Source organism: Tistrella mobilis, from assembly GCF_041468085.1.
Lineage (GTDB): Bacteria > Pseudomonadota > Alphaproteobacteria > Tistrellales > Tistrellaceae > Tistrella > Tistrella mobilis_A.
In genome coordinates, this window is sequence record NZ_CP121015.1 from 198,195 (window position 1) to 213,512 (window position 15,318).

13 protein-coding genes are annotated in these 15,318 nt (G+C 69.8%); 6 read left to right on the top strand and 7 right to left on the bottom strand.

Annotated elements, in window-relative coordinates; all coding sequences use genetic code 11:
• The first annotated feature begins 64 nt into the window (after positions 1–64).
• From P7L68_RS03780 to P7L68_RS03800, 5 genes are all read left to right on the top strand, one after another.
• Complete coding sequence (locus P7L68_RS03780) at positions 65–1,228, top strand: SH3 domain-containing protein (protein ID WP_371999856.1); 1,164 nt, start codon at positions 65–67, stop codon at positions 1,226–1,228.
• 92 nt (positions 1,229–1,320) lie between these two features.
• Positions 1,321–1,629: a hypothetical protein gene (locus P7L68_RS03785; RefSeq protein ID WP_371999857.1), complete on the top strand. Its 309-nt coding sequence runs from the start codon at positions 1,321–1,323 to the stop codon at positions 1,627–1,629.
• A 216-nt stretch (positions 1,630–1,845) separates the two neighbouring features.
• Complete coding sequence (locus P7L68_RS03790; protein ID WP_371999859.1) at positions 1,846–4,212, top strand: TonB-dependent receptor domain-containing protein; 2,367 nt, start codon at positions 1,846–1,848, stop codon at positions 4,210–4,212.
• 9 nt (positions 4,213–4,221) lie between these two features.
• The gene (locus P7L68_RS03795) at positions 4,222–6,090 is read left to right on the top strand and encodes an ATP-binding cassette domain-containing protein (RefSeq protein WP_371999860.1); all 1,869 of its coding nucleotides are present in this window, start codon (positions 4,222–4,224) and stop codon (positions 6,088–6,090) included.
• Positions 6,087–7,862 (top strand): ABC transporter ATP-binding protein, encoded by a 1,776-nt coding sequence (locus tag P7L68_RS03800; RefSeq protein ID WP_371999862.1) that lies wholly within the window; start codon positions 6,087–6,089, stop codon positions 7,860–7,862. Before P7L68_RS03795 ends, P7L68_RS03800 begins: the two co-directional genes overlap by 4 nt.
• On the opposite strand, the gene P7L68_RS03805 is transcribed toward P7L68_RS03800, so the two are convergent.
• Positions 7,863–8,615 carry an Asp/Glu racemase gene (locus tag P7L68_RS03805; RefSeq protein ID WP_371999863.1) on the bottom strand — a complete coding sequence of 251 codons (753 nt, stop codon included), beginning with the start codon at positions 8,613–8,615 and terminating at the stop codon, positions 7,863–7,865. It abuts the gene before it with no gap.
• Between the two features lie 142 nt (positions 8,616–8,757).
• Between P7L68_RS03805 and P7L68_RS03810 the strand changes: the two genes are divergently transcribed.
• Positions 8,758–9,516 (top strand): TetR/AcrR family transcriptional regulator, encoded by a 759-nt coding sequence (locus P7L68_RS03810; protein WP_371999865.1) that lies wholly within the window; start codon positions 8,758–8,760, stop codon positions 9,514–9,516.
• Between the two features lie 59 nt (positions 9,517–9,575).
• Here P7L68_RS03810 and P7L68_RS03815 read toward each other — a convergent pair whose 3' ends face one another.
• The 6 genes from P7L68_RS03815 to P7L68_RS03840 are packed head-to-tail and all read right to left on the bottom strand — an operon-like array spanning position 9,576 to position 15,260.
• Positions 9,576–9,836, bottom strand: a complete 261-nt coding sequence (locus P7L68_RS03815; protein ID WP_371999867.1) for a hypothetical protein — start codon at positions 9,834–9,836, stop codon at positions 9,576–9,578.
• Complete coding sequence (locus P7L68_RS03820; RefSeq protein ID WP_371999868.1) at positions 9,836–10,540, bottom strand: VOC family protein; 705 nt, start codon at positions 10,538–10,540, stop codon at positions 9,836–9,838. Before P7L68_RS03820 ends, P7L68_RS03815 begins: the two co-directional genes overlap by 1 nt.
• Before the next feature lie 25 nt (positions 10,541–10,565).
• Positions 10,566–11,834 (bottom strand): alpha/beta hydrolase, encoded by a 1,269-nt coding sequence (locus tag P7L68_RS03825; protein WP_371999869.1) that lies wholly within the window; start codon positions 11,832–11,834, stop codon positions 10,566–10,568.
• 7 nt (positions 11,835–11,841) lie between these two features.
• Positions 11,842–12,363 (bottom strand): acyl-CoA thioesterase, encoded by a 522-nt coding sequence (locus P7L68_RS03830; RefSeq protein WP_371999871.1) that lies wholly within the window; start codon positions 12,361–12,363, stop codon positions 11,842–11,844.
• Entirely contained in the window at positions 12,360–13,517 is a 1,158-nt protein-coding gene (locus P7L68_RS03835; RefSeq protein WP_371999872.1) for an FAD-dependent monooxygenase, read from the bottom strand. Before P7L68_RS03835 ends, P7L68_RS03830 begins: the two co-directional genes overlap by 4 nt.
• 60 nt (positions 13,518–13,577) lie before the next feature.
• Positions 13,578–15,260, bottom strand: a complete 1,683-nt coding sequence (locus tag P7L68_RS03840; RefSeq protein ID WP_371999874.1) for an AMP-binding protein — start codon at positions 15,258–15,260, stop codon at positions 13,578–13,580.
• Positions 15,261–15,318 lie beyond the last annotated feature (58 nt).

The following is a 15,318-nucleotide window of genomic DNA, read 5'->3' on the forward strand; positions in this document are numbered from 1 at the left end:
ACGGCCGGCGGCCTGACCCGGTGTGGCATCAGCTGCTCTTGCGGCAGAAATGGGGGGACGGGGAATGAAGCGACGCAGTCAGACGAAGTGGATGGGGCGGACGGGCGCCGCGGGGCGCGCCGGCCTGGTGGCGGTGACGGTTGCCGCCCTGGCGATGCAGGGCTGCGTGACCACGGGGGTGCGCAGCACCTATAGCGACCCGGCCGATGCCTGTTCGGCACGGCGCGAGCCGTTGATTCAGATGGTCGAGCAGTTCAACGAGCCGATCGTGAAGGGGGCACTGATCGGGGCCGGCACCGGTGCGGCGGCGGGTGCCGGCCTCTCCTATGCCAATACCGGCAAGGTCAATCCGCTGGCCATGGCGGGTGGTGCTTTGGCCGGCGCGGTGCTCGGCGCCGGGGCCGGATATCTGGAGGCCAGGCGGCAGCAGGTGAAGACCGCGAGCGAGCTGCAGGCGGCGGTGGATGCCGATGCCCGGGAATACGGGGCGCGCAGCAATGCGCTGCGCAACGCCATCACCACGCTCTACGACTGTCGGCGCAGCCAGATTGCAAAGGTCGCCGATCAGTTCCGCACGGGCGTGATGGCCGGACCGCAGGCGAGGGGAGAGCTGGAGCGCATCCGCCAGGCCATCGCGGCCGATGACGAGCTGCTGAACAAGGCGCTGGGCACCTCGGCCTCGCGGGTGGATGAGATCGCCTCGGCCCGCGCCAGTGCCGGCGGCTATGCCAGTACCGATGCCTATCTGGGCCAGGCGGCCAGCTGGACGCCGGTGGTGGAATGGGTCGATCCCGATGCGGCGACCCCGATGGCTGCGACCACCATGTATGCCCGCGGCAGCGTGAATGTCCGCAGCGGCCCGTCGACCGGCCATGGCGTGATCGCCGGCCTGAGCCAGGGCCAGCAGGTGCGGGTGACCGGCCGTGCCGGCAAGGGCGGCAGCTGGGCCGAAGTGCAGACCGGCGGCCAGACCGGCTATGTCCTGGCCTCGCTTCTGGCCGACCGGCCGGTGGTCTCGGCCCCGGTGCAGGCCCCGGCCGTGAAGGAGGTCGAGGCCCCCGCAGCCTCGCTGACCCCCGCCAGGGCGGTGATCGTGAACGCCCCGCCGGTGGCCGAGAATCCCGCCCAGGCGATGGTTCTTGAACAGCGGCAGACCGAGGGGATGGCCCGGAGCGAGGTGGCACGCACCATGGAGGATCTCAACCATGCGATGAATCTCGTCTCCTGATCGACGGTGCCCGCCGTTGCGGGTGTGGGCGCGCGCACCGTCCGTCCGGCGATGCCGCCTGATGCCGGGAACAAGACAGGCGGAGGTGTGTGATGATCGTCTTTCTGCGATGGCTGTTCCTGGTCCCCGGGATCGTCATCCTGGCATCGGCGCTGTTTTTGTGGATCGTGTCGATGTTCCTGATCGACATGCTGCCACCGATCCTGGGGCTGCGCATGGCGTCCGTGGCGCCGCTGGTGCTGGTGGGGCTGGCGCTGCTGGTGCCGGGTCTGCTGCTCTGCCTTGTGCCGACCCGTCGCCGACAGCCGGTCCTGTCTGCGGGCCGCGGCCGCGCTGGTGGCCGGCCCCGCCCGCCGGTCGGCGGTGGCCGCAGCCCGAGGGGGCGTCTCGACCGGCTCTGACCGGCGGGGGCATGGGACCGCATGCCCCTGCCGGAAATCCCGGCCGCCCGATGTCAGGGTTCCCACCCCGCCGGACGTCTTTCCCTTCAGATGGGATGACGATCCGGGAAAGGGACCAGCGGGATCATGGACAGCCAGAGGGACAGGGGTCGCCAGAGGGACGGGGGCCGCCAAGGTGATGGGGGCAGGCCGTCGAAGGCCGGCGCGGCGGGTGTGATGCGCCCGATCGTGGTCGGGATCTGGGCCGCGACGGCCGTGATGGCCGGCGGTCCGGCGGCGATGCCGGCGCAGGCGCAGGCGCTGGCCGATCCCGCGGCGGCCCGGCCCCTGAACTTTCCGGCCCGGCCGCTGGGCGAGGCGCTGGCCGATCTGGGGGCACAGACCGGTTTCGAGGTGGTCTATCCCACAGACCTCGTCGCCGGCCGGGTCTCGGCGGCCGTGCAGGGGGTGATGACCCCCGCCGAGGCCCTTGAACGCATGCTGGCCGGCACCGGGCTTGAAGCGGTGGCGGTTGCCGGCGGCGGCACCACCCTCAGGCCGGTGAGCGGCGGCACGCCCGCGGCGGTGACGCTGGAGGCGCTGACCGTGACCGCCCAGAAACGGGAGCAGACCCCCGACGAGGTGCCCTTCGCCATGACCGTGCTGCCGCGGGTGGAGCTGGAAGAGGCCGGGGTCGAAGCCGTCGGCGACCTGTCGCGGGTGGTTCCGGGCGTCGAGATTGCCGACAATGTGCAATCGCGGCGCTACAGCACCTTCACCATCCGTGGCCTGGGCGACCGCACCTTCAACCCGGATTCCGCCTCGGTCGGCGTCTATGTCGACGAGGTGTTCCGGCCGGTGACCGCGGCGGAAATGGACCTGCTGGATGTCGAGCAGGTCGAGGTGCTGAAAGGGCCGCAGGGCACGCTTTACGGCCGCAATTCGATCGGCGGCGCGATCAACGTCACCACCCGCGCCCCGTCGATGACCGGCACCGAAGCCGAGATGGAGCTGGGCGTCGGCGATTATGCGGCAAAGGAGGCGCGGCTCTATCTGGGGGCGCCGCTGGTCCGCGACAGGCTGGCCGGCAGCGTGACCGTGGCGATGCGCGATCGCGACGGCTATGTCGACAACATCGCGCCGGGCAAGGGCGAACTTGATCCGCTGCGCAGCGAAGCGGTGCGCCTGAAGCTGGTCGCCACCCCCAATGACCGGCTGCGGCTGGAACCGGTGATCGCCTACACCAACGAGACCGGCGGCTCGCCCCTGCCGCTGCTGTCGACGGGCCTGCCCGGCCGGCGCGAGATCTATGACGAGGGGGATTTCCGCTCGGTCAGGGAGCGGACCGATCTGTCGCTGCGGGCGTCCTGGCAGGCGAGCGACGATCTGGAGCTGACCTCGATCACCGCCTTCGCCCGCACCCGCGACGTGCTGGAGACATCCAACGCCACCGCCGGTTTCGGCCGGCTGCCCGGCTCTTACGGCGACGAGGCGGAGCGGACGAAGGAAGTCTCGCAGGAAATCCGGCTCGCCACCCCCGATGACGGCCGGCCGGTCTACTGGACGCTGGGCGGCACCTGGTACCGGACCAGCTATGACAACCGGTACGACTATTACGACGTCTTCGACACCTATACCAGCCAGACGATCACCGCGGCCGATTACGACATCGAAGGCTATGCCGCCTTCGCCGATGTCGCCTGGCGGGCGACGGAGCGGCTGACCTTCACCCTGGGCGGGCGCTACACCCACGAGGAGAAGGAGCTGACCCTGGACGATTACGGCAGCTATTTCGGCCTGGAAGGCCGGGCGATCGAGCATCAGCAGGGCAGTTTCGTCGCTTTCAGCCCCGCGGTTTCGGCGCGCTATGCCGTCACCTCCGACATCACCGCCTATGCCCGCATCGCCCATGGCTTCAAGCCGGGCGGCTTCGTGGTCTACGGGCTGGGCGATCCCATCGCCGGCACGAAGAACACCGGCTTCGCCTCGGAGAGCGCGGTCACCTATGAAATCGGCATGAAGAGCCATCTTCTCGACCAGCGGCTGGATCTGGATGTGGCGCTCTATCACAGCGACGTCTCGGACCAGCAGTACCAGACCTATGACGGCGCCACGCTGCAATTCCTCTACGACAATGCCGATGTCCGGATCTGGGGTGCCGAGGTTCAGGCCCGCGCCTGGATCACCGACCGGTTCGACGTTTCGGCGTCGCTGGGGCTGATCGATGCCGAATACACCGCCGAGGAGGTGTCGGGCATCCGGGCCAAGGGCAAGAAGGTTCAGCAGGTGCCGGATTACGACCTGAACCTGGCGGCCCGCTATGTCCAGCCGCTGGAAGACGGGATGGATCTGGTCGGCCGGGCCGAATGGGCGCTGACGGGGCAGAGCTATTTCGATGTCGGCAACACCATCTCGCAGGCGCCCTATTCGGTGGTCAATCTGCGGCTTGGGCTTGAAACCCCGCGCTGGGACCTGTCGGCCTGGGTCCGCAACGTCTTCGACGAGGATTACGCCCAGTGGGGCTATGTCGAGGCGTCGCCCCGCGCGGCCTGGTATATGGGCCCGCCCCGGACCTTCGGTGTCCGCGGCCGGCTGAAGTTCTGAGGCCGGCCGATGGGCGCGGTGACGCATGCGTTCCGGCTGCTCCGCCGCCTGCTGGCTTTTGCCGGCGGGCGGCGCTATCGGTTGTGGCTGGCGGTGGGGCTGGCGGCCCTGGCCGCGATCACCGGGCTTGCGCCCGCGGTCGCGGTGGGCCGGGCGGTGGCGATCGCGGCAGACCCTGACGCCATGGCCGCGACCGGCCTGGCCGGCCCGGTGCTGCTGTTGATCCTGGCCATGCCCGCGCGCTGGATCCTGATGCTGGCGGCAAGCGGCCTGTCGCATGCCGTCGCCTATGACGTGATCCACGGCTTCCGGCTGGCGGTGGTCGAGGCGCTGGGCCGGCTGCCGCTGGCCCGGATCGGCGCCGAGGGCTCGGGCGCCCTGCGCAAGGCGCTGCACGAGGATCTGGACCGGATCGAGCTGGTGGTCGGCCATCAGACGGTCGACGCGGCCGGCGCCGTTGCCGCCCCCCTGGCGGCGGTGGCGCTGATCGCCTGGATCGACCCGGTGATGGCGCTGGCCGCCGTGGTCACCCTGCCGGTGGCCGTCTGGTTCCAGAAGGCGATGTGGCGCGGCATCGACGATGTGGTGCTGCGCTATGTGATGGCGGCCGCGGCGATGAACGGCGCCGTGGTCGAACATATCCGCGGCATGGCGGTGGTGAAATCGGTCGCCGGGCGGGGCGGTTCGGTGGGCGGGACCGCCGCGAAGGTGCGAGCTTATGGCGCGGCCATGACCGCCATGGGGGCCGCGATCACCGGCCGCTGGACCGGCTTTCGCGTGGCGCTGGGGGCCGGGCTTGCGGTCATGCTGCCGGTGGCGCTGTGGCGCCATGCGGCGGGCGCCATCACCCTGCCCGACATGGTGCTGGTGCTGATGGCCGGGATCGGCATCGCGCAGCCGCTGCTGGCCCTGACCACGCTCGCCTCTCTGCTCAAGCTGCTGGAGGCGGGGCTGGCGGCACCGCTGGCGCTGATCGACACGCCGGTCGCCGCCGGGCGGCGCGACCTGCCGGCGGGGCTGGAGCCGCGGCTCCGCTACCAGTCGGTCGGGCTGGACCGGGGCGGACGGGCGGTGCTCGACGATGTCTGCGTCGAGGTGCCGCCCGGCGGTTTCGTGGCCCTGGTGGGGCCGAGCGGCGCCGGCAAGACCAGCCTGGCCGAAATGGCCGCGCGCTTCACCGACCCCGATCGCGGCCGGGTGACGATCGGCGGCGTGGATCTGGCCGGGCTGGAGCCCGAGGCGGTGGGGCAGCTGGTGTCGATCCTGACCCAGGAGGTGCAGCTGCTGAACGACAGTGCCGCCGGCAATCTGCGCCTGGCCCGCCCGGAGGCGACCCCGGCGGAGATGGCCGCGGCCGCGCGCGCCGCCGGCATTCACGAGGTGATCATGCGCCTGCCCGAGGGCTACGACACGCCGCTGGGCGAACGCGGCCAGCGGCTGTCGGGCGGAGAGCGCCAGCGCCTGGCGCTGGCCCGGGCCCTGCTGCGCGAGGCACCGGTGCTGGTGCTGGACGAGGCGACGGCCCATGCCGACCCCGAGACCGAGGCGGCGATCCTGGCGGCGCTTCGCCGCCTGCGCGGGCGCACGACCATCCTTGTGGTCGCCCATCGCCTGGCCACCATCGCCGATGCCGACCGGATCGTGGTGCTGGCGGGCGGCCGGGTGGCCGATCAGGGCCGGCATGACGAATTGCTGGCGCGCTGCCCGCTTTATGCGGAGATGTGGCGGACGGAGACGGCGGCGCGCGGCTGGCGGTTGCGGGCCAGAGACGGGATGGCCAGAGACGGGATGGCCAGAGACGGGGCGGCCAGCGACGGGATGGCCAGAGACGGGGCGGCCAGCGACGGGATGGCCGGAGAGGGGGAGGGCCGGCCATGATGTTTGCGGCGGTGAAACTGGTGCTCGATCAGGCCCCGGCGGCCGACCGCCGGCGGCTCTGGCGCGGCATCGCCTGGACGGTGGCCGAGGGGCTGGCCGCGGCGGTTCCCTTCCTGGTGCTCTACCAGGCGGTTGCGGATGCCGTGGCCGGCCCCCTGGAGGGGGCGGAGATCGCGGGCGTCGCCGCGGCGATGGTGGCGGCACTGGCCGTGCAGTGGATCTGCGGCCGGCACGCCGGCCACGAGGTTCACGGCGCGGTCTATGCGATGACCGCAGAGCTGCGCCTGCGGCTGCTCGACCATCTGGGCCGGCTGCCTCTGGGCCTGTTCGTCGACCGGCGGGTGGGCGATCTGGCCGATGCCGCCACCGACAAGGTCCAGCTGCTGGAACAGATGCTGACCCAGGCGCTGGGGCAGCTGGTGGCGATGATCGCGGTGCCGGCTGTGGTGCTGGCCCTGGTGCTGGCGATCGATCCGCTTTCGGCGCTGATCCTGGCGGCGGGGCCGCCGGCCGGCCTGATCGCCAGCCGCTGGCTGGAACGCGCCTTTACCGGCGGGGCCACGCGCCGCCTGGCGGTGGCCGCAGAGGCCGGCGCCCTGCTGGTGGAACATGTCCAGGCGCTGAAGGCGATCCGGATCTTTGCCGCCGGCCGCGCCCGCGAAGGCCGGGTCGCCGCCGCTTTCGGCCGGCTGCGCGACCTGTCGATCGGGGTGGAGATGCGGGCCGGCATCGCCCTCGGCCTGTTCGCGGTGATGACGGAGCTTGCCTTCGTCGTGCTGGTGGCGGTGGATCTGGAGCGCAGGCTGGCGGGCGGTCTCGGCCTCGCCGGTTTTGCGACCCTGATGATCCTGGCGATGCGCTGGTATGACGCGCTGACCCGGGCCGCGGTCCATCGGGTGCAGATGCTCTATATGGGCCGGGGGGCCGAACGGGTGCAGGCGCTGCTGGCGCTGCCGCCGATGCCGGTTCTGCCGGGCCCCGGCGCGGCGGGTGGCGCCCTGCCGGTGCTGCCCGACCGGCCGGACATCCGGCTGGAGGCGGTGTGTTTCGGTTATGCCGGCCCCCGGGGACCGATGGTGCTGGAGGACGTCTCGCTCACCGTGCCGGCCGGCAGTTTCACGGCCCTGGTCGGCGCCTCGGGGGCCGGGAAGTCGACGCTGGTGGAGCTGATCGCCCGCTTCCACGACGTCACCGCCGGCCGGATCCTGCTTGGCGGCGTCGATATCCGCCATCTGCCGCCCGAAAGCCTGGCGGCGCGGATCTCCATGGTGTTTCAGGACGTCTGGCTGTTCGATCTCAGCATCCGCGACAATATTCGTCTGGGTCGCCCCGGCGCGACGGATGCCGAGGTGGAAGGCGCCGCCCGCGCAGCCGCGGCCCACGACTTCATCGCGGCCCTGCCCGAAGGTTATGACACACGGGCGGGCGAGGGCGGCCAGCGCCTCTCGGGCGGGGAGCGTCAGCGGATCTCGATCGCCCGTGCCCTGCTGGCCGATGCGCCGGTCCTGCTGCTCGACGAGGCGACGGCGGCGCTCGACGCCGCCAACGCCGCCGCGGTGCAGGCCGGGCTCGACAGCCTGGTGCGGGACCGCACGCTGGTGGTGATCGCCCACAGCCTGGCCAGCGTCACCGCCGCCGACCAGATCGTGGTCCTGGACCAGGGCCGCATCGTGGAGCGCGGCCGCCACCAGGAGCTTCTGGCCCTCGGCGGCCGCTATGCGGCACTCTGGCGGGCGGAGCGGGTGGCCGCGGAACGGGCGGCGGCGGAATAGTCAGCCGGCCGCGGCCTCTGCGACGAGCGGCCCCGGCTCGTAACCGAGCCGGCGGAGCATGCTGCGTGCGGTGCATTCGGCGGTGGAGGTGACCGGCTTGCCGAGCCTGCGCCCTGCCGCCGCCAGCACGTCGAAACTGGGCATCTGGACACAGGCCGACATCACCACGCAGTCGGCCGCCCGGGTGTCGAGCCCGTCGAGGGCGGCAAGCAGCCGCTCGCCCGGGATGCGGCCGACCTCCTGATTGTCGGTCACGCCGAAATTGCGGTAGTCGATCACCTCGATGCCCTCGGCCGCGACATAATCGGCGACGATCCGGGCCAGGCCGTCGGCATAGGGCATCAGCAGCGACACCCGCCGATGGCCCAGGCGGGTGAGTTCGTCGCACAGCGCGCCGGCCGAGGTCACCACCGGAAAGGGCCGGCCGCCTTCGGCGGCAATGGCGCCGAGGGCGGCCTCGGAACTGCGGTGATAGCCCGGACCCATCGCCATGATCGCGACCAGGCAGGCATAGCCGGCGACGTCGATCGGTGCGTCGGAGAGTTCCGCGGCGCAGCGGCGGCTGTCGGCATCCATCGCCGCCAGCTCGTCGAGGGTGACATGCTTCATGCGCATGCGCGAGGCGTGGAACGTGAAGCGCAGATCGTCGCGCGCCGCCGACCAGCGGTTCAGGAAGGCGGGGATCTCGGTCTCCATGGTGGTGTTGGAGCTTGGCACGATCTGGCCGATCCGGTGGATCCTGGAGGTGGTCATCGGTCATCCTTCACAGGCTGAGGGTGGCGGAAGGTCAGACATCGCCGCAGGGTTTCTGACGCAGATGCAGGAAAGGCGATGCGTGTGTGCGGCGCGGCGTGATAGGAAGGAAGCAGTCATCGAAGAGGAGAGAGGCAGGCGTATGGCCAGGACGGCGAAGGCCGGGACGAACGGGACGCCCGAGGCGCCTGAGACGCAGACAACCGATGCGCCGCGCGACATGCGCAAGGCGCTGGTCGAGAAGCAGATCATGGAGCAGGCCTGCATCCTGTTCGCCCGCAAGGGCTTCGACGGCACCACGCTGACCGATGTCGCCGATGCCGTCGGCCTGACCCGCGCTGCGGTCTATTACTACTTCCGCAACAAGGAGGCGCTGCTGGAGGCGATCGTGGTCGAGGCGACCGCGGCGCCGCTGGCGGAAAGCGCCGCCTGGCGCGAAACCGCGCCCGAAGATCCGGTCGAACGGCTGCGCAGCTTCGTCGAGATGCGGGTGCGGGGCGTGCTCGCCCGCCAGCTCAAGATGCGGATGATCCAGGTGACCGAGGCCGTGCTGCCGCCCGACATGGCCGAACGCCATACCGAGGCCAGACGGCGGGTGCTGGCGGAATACCGCGCCATCCTGCGCGAGGGCATGGAGGCGGGGGCATTCCGGGCGCAGGACGAACGTGTGGCGGCACTCGCGATCATCGGCATGGTGAACTGGACGGTGAACTGGTTCTCTCCCGGCCGCGGGGCCGAGCTTGCGGCGGTGGCGCGCCAGATCGCCGACATGGCGGTCCAGTCGGTGATCTCGCCGCGCAGCGAGCGCAACCGGCTGTCGGATCCGAAAACCGCGCTGGCGGCGCTGCGCGACGATGTCGAACAGCTGGCCCTGCTGCTTGCCACCGATCAAAAGGCCTGACGCCGGGGGGAGGGACCGGCGCCAGGCACCCCCTTCCGGGATGGAAGGGGGAAGAGGTGTCAGAGCGGCTGGTTGGTGCCGATGACCGTGACGGTGTCGCGGCCCCATTCGACGACTTCGCCGTCCAGGCCGCCGGTGAACATCCCGTACCAGAGAGCGGGCTTCATCCCCAATGCCTTGCGTTCGAACGTCATCGGACCATCGGTTTCGATCATCCAGTAGCCCTTGCGGGGCTCGGAGATGCGATAGCCGTCACGGCCGCGCGACACGTCGACCAGCGGCCTGAATTCAGGCACATCCACAACATAAAGACGGGGCATCACGCTTCCTCCAGCCAGGCGTCGACCAGGGCGGCCTTGCGCCGCCACACGGCATCGATATCGGTCATCCGCGTGCCGGAGGCGCGGGCGGCGTCTTCAAGCTCGATGGCGGCACGCAATGTCAGCTCGGCGTCCTCGGCATCGATCCGTTCGATCGCGCGCAGACGCAGCGTCACCTCCAGCGGATAACCGTTCGGGTCGAGGAAATAGATCGATTCGATACCTTCATGCCGGGTATAGGGCGAAACGATGATGCCCCGGGCCTCCAGCGTATTCTTCCAGCGCTCCAGCTCCTCGCGGCTCTCCACCCCCCATGCGGTGTGGGTGGCCGCATAGAAATAGTGGTCTTCGGACATGTACTTCTCGGGCCGGTCGGTCCCGATATAGTAGAAGAAGGCGATGGTCGCACCATTGCCGGCATCGAAGAAGAAGTGCAGGAAGTCGGGATGGTTCTGCTGGCCCCAGCCGCGGGCGCTGATCGTGTGGATCAGCTTCAGGCCCAGGATGTCGCGGTAGAAGGTCACCGTCTCGCGCAGCTTCCAGGTGGGGCGGGCGGTGTGGTCGACACCGTGCAGGCAGAGCTGCACCCCGTCTTCCGCGGCAGGCTTCAGGGCCGAGACCTGGATGCCCTCGGTCCGGAAGGCGCGGTTCGTTGAGAAGGCCGTGTCCTGACGTGCCTTCTTGTGGATGATGTCAGCGGTCATCTGAACGGTCCTCTTCTGGACGGGGTCAGGCAAAGCCCTTGTCGGACAGCCATGCCGCGATGGCATCGCCGGCCACGATCTGCCCGTTGGGCCGGGCCGGATCGACGGCGCGCCCGTGATGGTTGCCGTGAACGCGCAGCCTGGATTTGTCGTCGCTGCCGATCAGGCCGAACAGATGTCCGGCATCGGCCGGGAACACGCTGTTGTCGCCGGTGTATTCCACCATCAGCACCGGTTGGCCGATATCGGGCGCGCAGGCCTCCATCGAGGCGTTGGTGGAAAAGGCCGACCAGTTCGACAGCCAGCTTTCCGGCGTGCAGACCCGGGCGAAGCCGACCGAGCCGTAATTGCTGACCACCTGATTGGCGCCCCAGAGCGTGCCATAGGCGCGGTCGGACGGGTCGAGCGACAGGTCGAAACAGCGCGGATCGGCATCGGTGCGCCAGACCTGGAAGATCGGCGAGAAGGCGGCGAGGATGGCGTCCGCGCGTCCGCCGCCGGCCTTGGCGGCGCTGCGCGCCGCGGCCTTGCGGGCAAGCAGCGCCCTGGCCCTCTCGTCGATGCGCCGCACCCGCGCCGCCTGGGCCGCACGATACCGGGACAGAAATTCCGGGCTGTAGGACGATGAGTCCGGTGCCGGCCGGAAGCCGTTGTCGGGGGAGAAGGGATCGAGCGCCGGATCGATCGAGAGGGGATCGTCCTCGTCGGTCACCGACGGGTCGATGCAGGCGAGCAGCAGCGCCCCCTGGCCCAGATGCGACGAGACCAGGATCACGCCGTCGGGCGGCGGCATCGACGCCCGGTCCAGACCGGTGGGCCGGCCGGCGGGCGAACGGGCGATGCGGTCTTCGGGGGCGCGGGCGGATTGCTGGCAGTAATAGGCGGCAAGCGGTCCGCCCCCTGAGATGCCGAGCAGCACGGTCTGCGCGTAGCCGGCCTGGCGGCGCAGGAAATCCTGGCCGGCCGCCATGTCGTGCAGCGCGGTTTCGTGCTCCAGCCGGATGTCGTTGCCCGGGCTGCGCGACCCTTGGACCCAGACCGCGACACCGGCCGCGAGCAGGTCGGGCACGATGTACTGGGTGACGCCCATTTCCCGCGGATGCATCAGGCAGACCACGCTCCGCTCGGCCCCGCGGCGGAACAGGAAGCCGGTGACGGGCGCGCCGTCGGCGGTGGTGAGCGCATGGGCGGTCATCTGCGTGCCGGCCGGCAGCCGCGCCGGATCCCATGTGGTGCCGCGCAGCCCGGCCGTGGTGGTGGCCTGGCGGCGGAGAGCCGTGTCGGGACTGGTCATGCGGGGATCATCCCTTCGCGAACCGCGTGGCGGGGGAAAGCTTGTGCAGGATTCCGGGAATCGGGCTGGAGCGCGCGGCATAGGCGTCGAGCGCGGCACGGATCTCCGGCGGCACCGGCACGGCGATGGTGCGGTCGTCTGCCGAAACATGAATCGACGTCATCCGGCCGAGGAAGACCGGGCGGGCGTCGTCGACCCGCCGGGCGGCGATCAGCAGATGCACGGTATGGGCGCCCGTGCCCGCCGGATGAACTTCCATGTCGAACTGGTCGCCGGGCCAGAGCGAACTCAGAAACTCCAGCTCCAGCCCCTTGCCGGGGGCGCGGTGGCTGATGCCCGGCGGCAGGGCCGGCTTCAGCACGTGCTCGCCGAACAGGTGACAGGCATCCAGCATGTAGAGCGGGAAATGGCCGGCATAGACCACGCCGGCCGGGTCACAATCCGACCAGCGGGCGGCGCGGCGGACGACGAAGGGTCGCAGAGAGACGACACCTTCCTGGGCCGGGGGGACGGTCTCATGGGCGGTCATGCGGTCAGTCCCAGTTCTGCGTCCTGCGCGCGGCGCGGGGCGATGTGGCGGACATAGAATTCGGGCGCATAGTCCTTCAGCCGGTGGTCATCGACCCGGCCGGTGCGGGTGAGGAAGTCGTGGACGAAGCTGACCAGATCGGTCTGCATGGCCTGACGCACGCCTTCATACCAGTCGTAGCTGCGGACGGTGGCGTCGGTGAACAGGTCGCGCACCGGCCGGCGGGCCGCCACATAGCGGTCCAGTGCCACGGCCACCGGCCCCCCCTTCATCAGCGCGTCATGCAGGGCCACGGCGTCGTCCATGGCAAGCCGGGTGCCGGAGCCGATCGAGAAATGCGCGACGCGGAGCGCATCGCCGATCAGCACCGCGCGCCCATCGGTCCAGCGCTCGGCGATCTGGGCGTCGAAGCGCCGCCAGATCGACTTGTTCTCAAGCAGGCGGCCGCCATCCAGCACGTCGGCATAGATGTCTTCCATCAGGGCCTTGCGCTGCCCGTCGGTCATGCGGTCCAGGCCGCAGGTCTCCCAGGTCCGGGCATCGCATTCCGCCACGAAGGTGCTGAGCCCGTCGGCATAGGTGTAGTAATGGGCGATGAAGCAGCCGCCGCGATGATAGCGGAACATCAGCGCATTGGGTTTCAGCGCGCGGTCGACGCCGTACCAGGCATAACGATTGCCGAGCAGGCGGGATTTGACGGGAAAGGCGTCGGGCCAGAGCGTGCGGACCACGGAATTGGCGCCGTCGGCGCCGACGATGAGATCGTAGCCGTCGAGATCCGTCACCGTGGTGATCCGGCGGTCGTGCACCACCTCCACCCCGACTTCGTCGCAGAGCCGGCCCAGGATCTGCAGCAGGGTCAGCCGGGCGATGGCGCCCGAACTGCCCGGATAGTTCAGCAGCAGGGTGTCGCCGTTCAGCCCGATCTGCTGGCTGCTGCCGATCACCATCGCGTCGGCAAGGGCGTCGACGCTTTCAGGGTCCACGTCCCGCAGACGATCCCGGGCCGGGCCGGCAAGGACCACCCCGAAGCCATAGGTCGCGTCACGCGGGTTCTGTTCAAACACCCGGACCTCCGCGCCCGGCTGGCTGCGCTTGATCAGCCGGGCAAAGAACAGGCCGGCGGGTCCGCCGCCAACGATGGCGATCTTCATGTCTGAGGCTCCTTCACGCTCGTAACGGGCGCCATGGCACCGGGCAGTTTCGGGCCGGGATCAGGCCGAAGCAGCGGCGGAGGCACGCTCTTCGCGCAGAATCGCGGCAATGCGATCACACAACAGGGGTTTGGAGGGCTTGCCCGAGCCGGTCATCGGGAATTCGGTCACGGTCTCGATCCGCTCAGGCCATTTGAACTTGGCCATGCCGAGGGATTCCAGGAAGGCGCCGGCTTCGCGTATATCGGGCGCGGTGGCACCGGGTGCCGGGATCACGAAGGCGCACATCCGCTCGCTGTAGATCGGATCGGGCATCGGCACGCACAGCACCGAGGCGATGGCCGGATGGTCCATCAGGGCCCGTTCCACCTCGGAGCAGTTGATCTTTTCGCCGCCGCGGTTGACGACGTCCTTCACCCGGCCATCAAAGGTGACATAGGCGACGCCGTCGATACGCCGGATGCTCATCAGGTCGCCGGAGCGGACATAGCCGTCGGCAGTGAAGGCCTCGCGGTTGCGGTCCTCGGCGTCATAATAGCCCCGTGTGGAACTGGGGCCGCGGAAAACCATCTCCCCGACCTCGCCCTCGGGCAAGGGCTCGCCCGACTCCGGATCCTGAATACGGATGTCGGTATGGGGATCGATCGGCCGGCCGACCGTGTCGCACAGGACGTCGAGCGGGGCGCCGACGGCGGTGTAGCAGATGATCCCCTCGGTCATGCCATAAAGGTTGACGATCGGGGCGCCGGTCTTTTCGGCCATCAGGCGCGGGAAGCCGGGGGCAATCTGCACGGCCTGGCGCAGATCCTCGGCCGACAGCAGGTCATCCGCCAGCAACCGGTACATCAGCGGTGCCGGCACCGCCATCAGGTTCGGACGGCGCGCCCGGATCAGTGCGGCCATCCCTTCGGGCGTCGGCGCCGGCGTACACACCACCTCGCCGCCTGCCCAGAATGTCGACCCCCAATAGCACACGATCGGCGCGTTGTGCATCATCGGCGCGGCCGAGAACGAAATCGTCTCGTGGCTCAGATTCTGGAACGCCCCGGCCGTCCTGATCTGCCACAGATACTCGTTGTGGAAGCGCGGGATGATCTTGGGGATGCCGCTGGTGCCGCCCGAGAGCTGGAAGACCGCCACCTGGGCCGGATCGCGCTCAACCTCCGCCAGCAGGTCGCGCGCCGCGGCGAGGTCGATACCGTCGATCAACCCCTTGAGCTCCCGGAAGCCGGGCCGGTCGTTCGCCGGGCCACGGGCGACGATGACATGTTCGAGCCCGGGTGCCGCCTGCTGCATGTCCTGCGCGAAGGCGGCGAAGTCGAATCTGGCCTCGTCCGTGCAGATGAAATGCGCCCGGGCGCCGGAATGCCGCGCCAGATAACCGATCTCCAGCGCCCGGTGTGCGGTCAGCGTGCAGACCGGGATCACGCCCGCCTTCAGGCAGGCGAGCAGAGAGAGCACCAGTTCGCGGCTGTTGGAGATCTGGAAGATCGCCCGGTCGAGCGGCCGCAGGCCCAGGGCGAGCAGGGCGCCGCCGAGACGGGTCGACAGCACATCCAGCTCACCGAGGGTCCAGGTCCCGTCGGGATCGGTCACCGACGGCCGGTCGGGATGGCGCGCCGCCAGCTGTTCCCAGGCTTCGGGCATGGTGAGGGTATCGAAGAGGCCGAGCGCGTCATAGCGGGCGGTATCTGCCGCCGACGGGTAGACGACACCCGGGATCGGGGTCCGGACGCTGGGCATTGTTTCCTCCTGTGTCTGTTCTTTGACCAGACCATAGCGCCGTCCGGCGGGAGGAATC

What these genes read in the sequence shown, in the direction of transcription:
- P7L68_RS03780 (WP_371999856.1), top strand. Translation starts at nt 65, where the DNA reads ATGAAGCGACGCAGTCAGACGAAGTGGATGGGGCGGACGGGCGCCGCG.
- P7L68_RS03785 (WP_371999857.1), top strand. Translation starts at nt 1,321, where the DNA reads ATGATCGTCTTTCTGCGATGGCTGTTCCTGGTCCCCGGGATCGTCATC.
- P7L68_RS03790 (WP_371999859.1), top strand. Translation starts at nt 1,846, where the DNA reads ATGCGCCCGATCGTGGTCGGGATCTGGGCCGCGACGGCCGTGATGGCC.
- P7L68_RS03795 (WP_371999860.1), top strand. Translation starts at nt 4,222, where the DNA reads ATGGGCGCGGTGACGCATGCGTTCCGGCTGCTCCGCCGCCTGCTGGCT.
- P7L68_RS03800 (WP_371999862.1), top strand. Translation starts at nt 6,087, where the DNA reads ATGATGTTTGCGGCGGTGAAACTGGTGCTCGATCAGGCCCCGGCGGCC.
- P7L68_RS03805 (WP_371999863.1), bottom strand. Translation starts at nt 8,615, where the DNA reads ATGACCACCTCCAGGATCCACCGGATCGGCCAGATCGTGCCAAGCTCC.
- P7L68_RS03810 (WP_371999865.1), top strand. Translation starts at nt 8,758, where the DNA reads ATGGCCAGGACGGCGAAGGCCGGGACGAACGGGACGCCCGAGGCGCCT.
- P7L68_RS03815 (WP_371999867.1), bottom strand. Translation starts at nt 9,836, where the DNA reads ATGCCCCGTCTTTATGTTGTGGATGTGCCTGAATTCAGGCCGCTGGTC.
- P7L68_RS03820 (WP_371999868.1), bottom strand. Translation starts at nt 10,540, where the DNA reads ATGACCGCTGACATCATCCACAAGAAGGCACGTCAGGACACGGCCTTC.
- P7L68_RS03825 (WP_371999869.1), bottom strand. Translation starts at nt 11,834, where the DNA reads ATGACCAGTCCCGACACGGCTCTCCGCCGCCAGGCCACCACCACGGCC.
- P7L68_RS03830 (WP_371999871.1), bottom strand. Translation starts at nt 12,363, where the DNA reads ATGACCGCCCATGAGACCGTCCCCCCGGCCCAGGAAGGTGTCGTCTCT.
- P7L68_RS03835 (WP_371999872.1), bottom strand. Translation starts at nt 13,517, where the DNA reads ATGAAGATCGCCATCGTTGGCGGCGGACCCGCCGGCCTGTTCTTTGCC.
- P7L68_RS03840 (WP_371999874.1), bottom strand. Translation starts at nt 15,260, where the DNA reads ATGCCCAGCGTCCGGACCCCGATCCCGGGTGTCGTCTACCCGTCGGCG.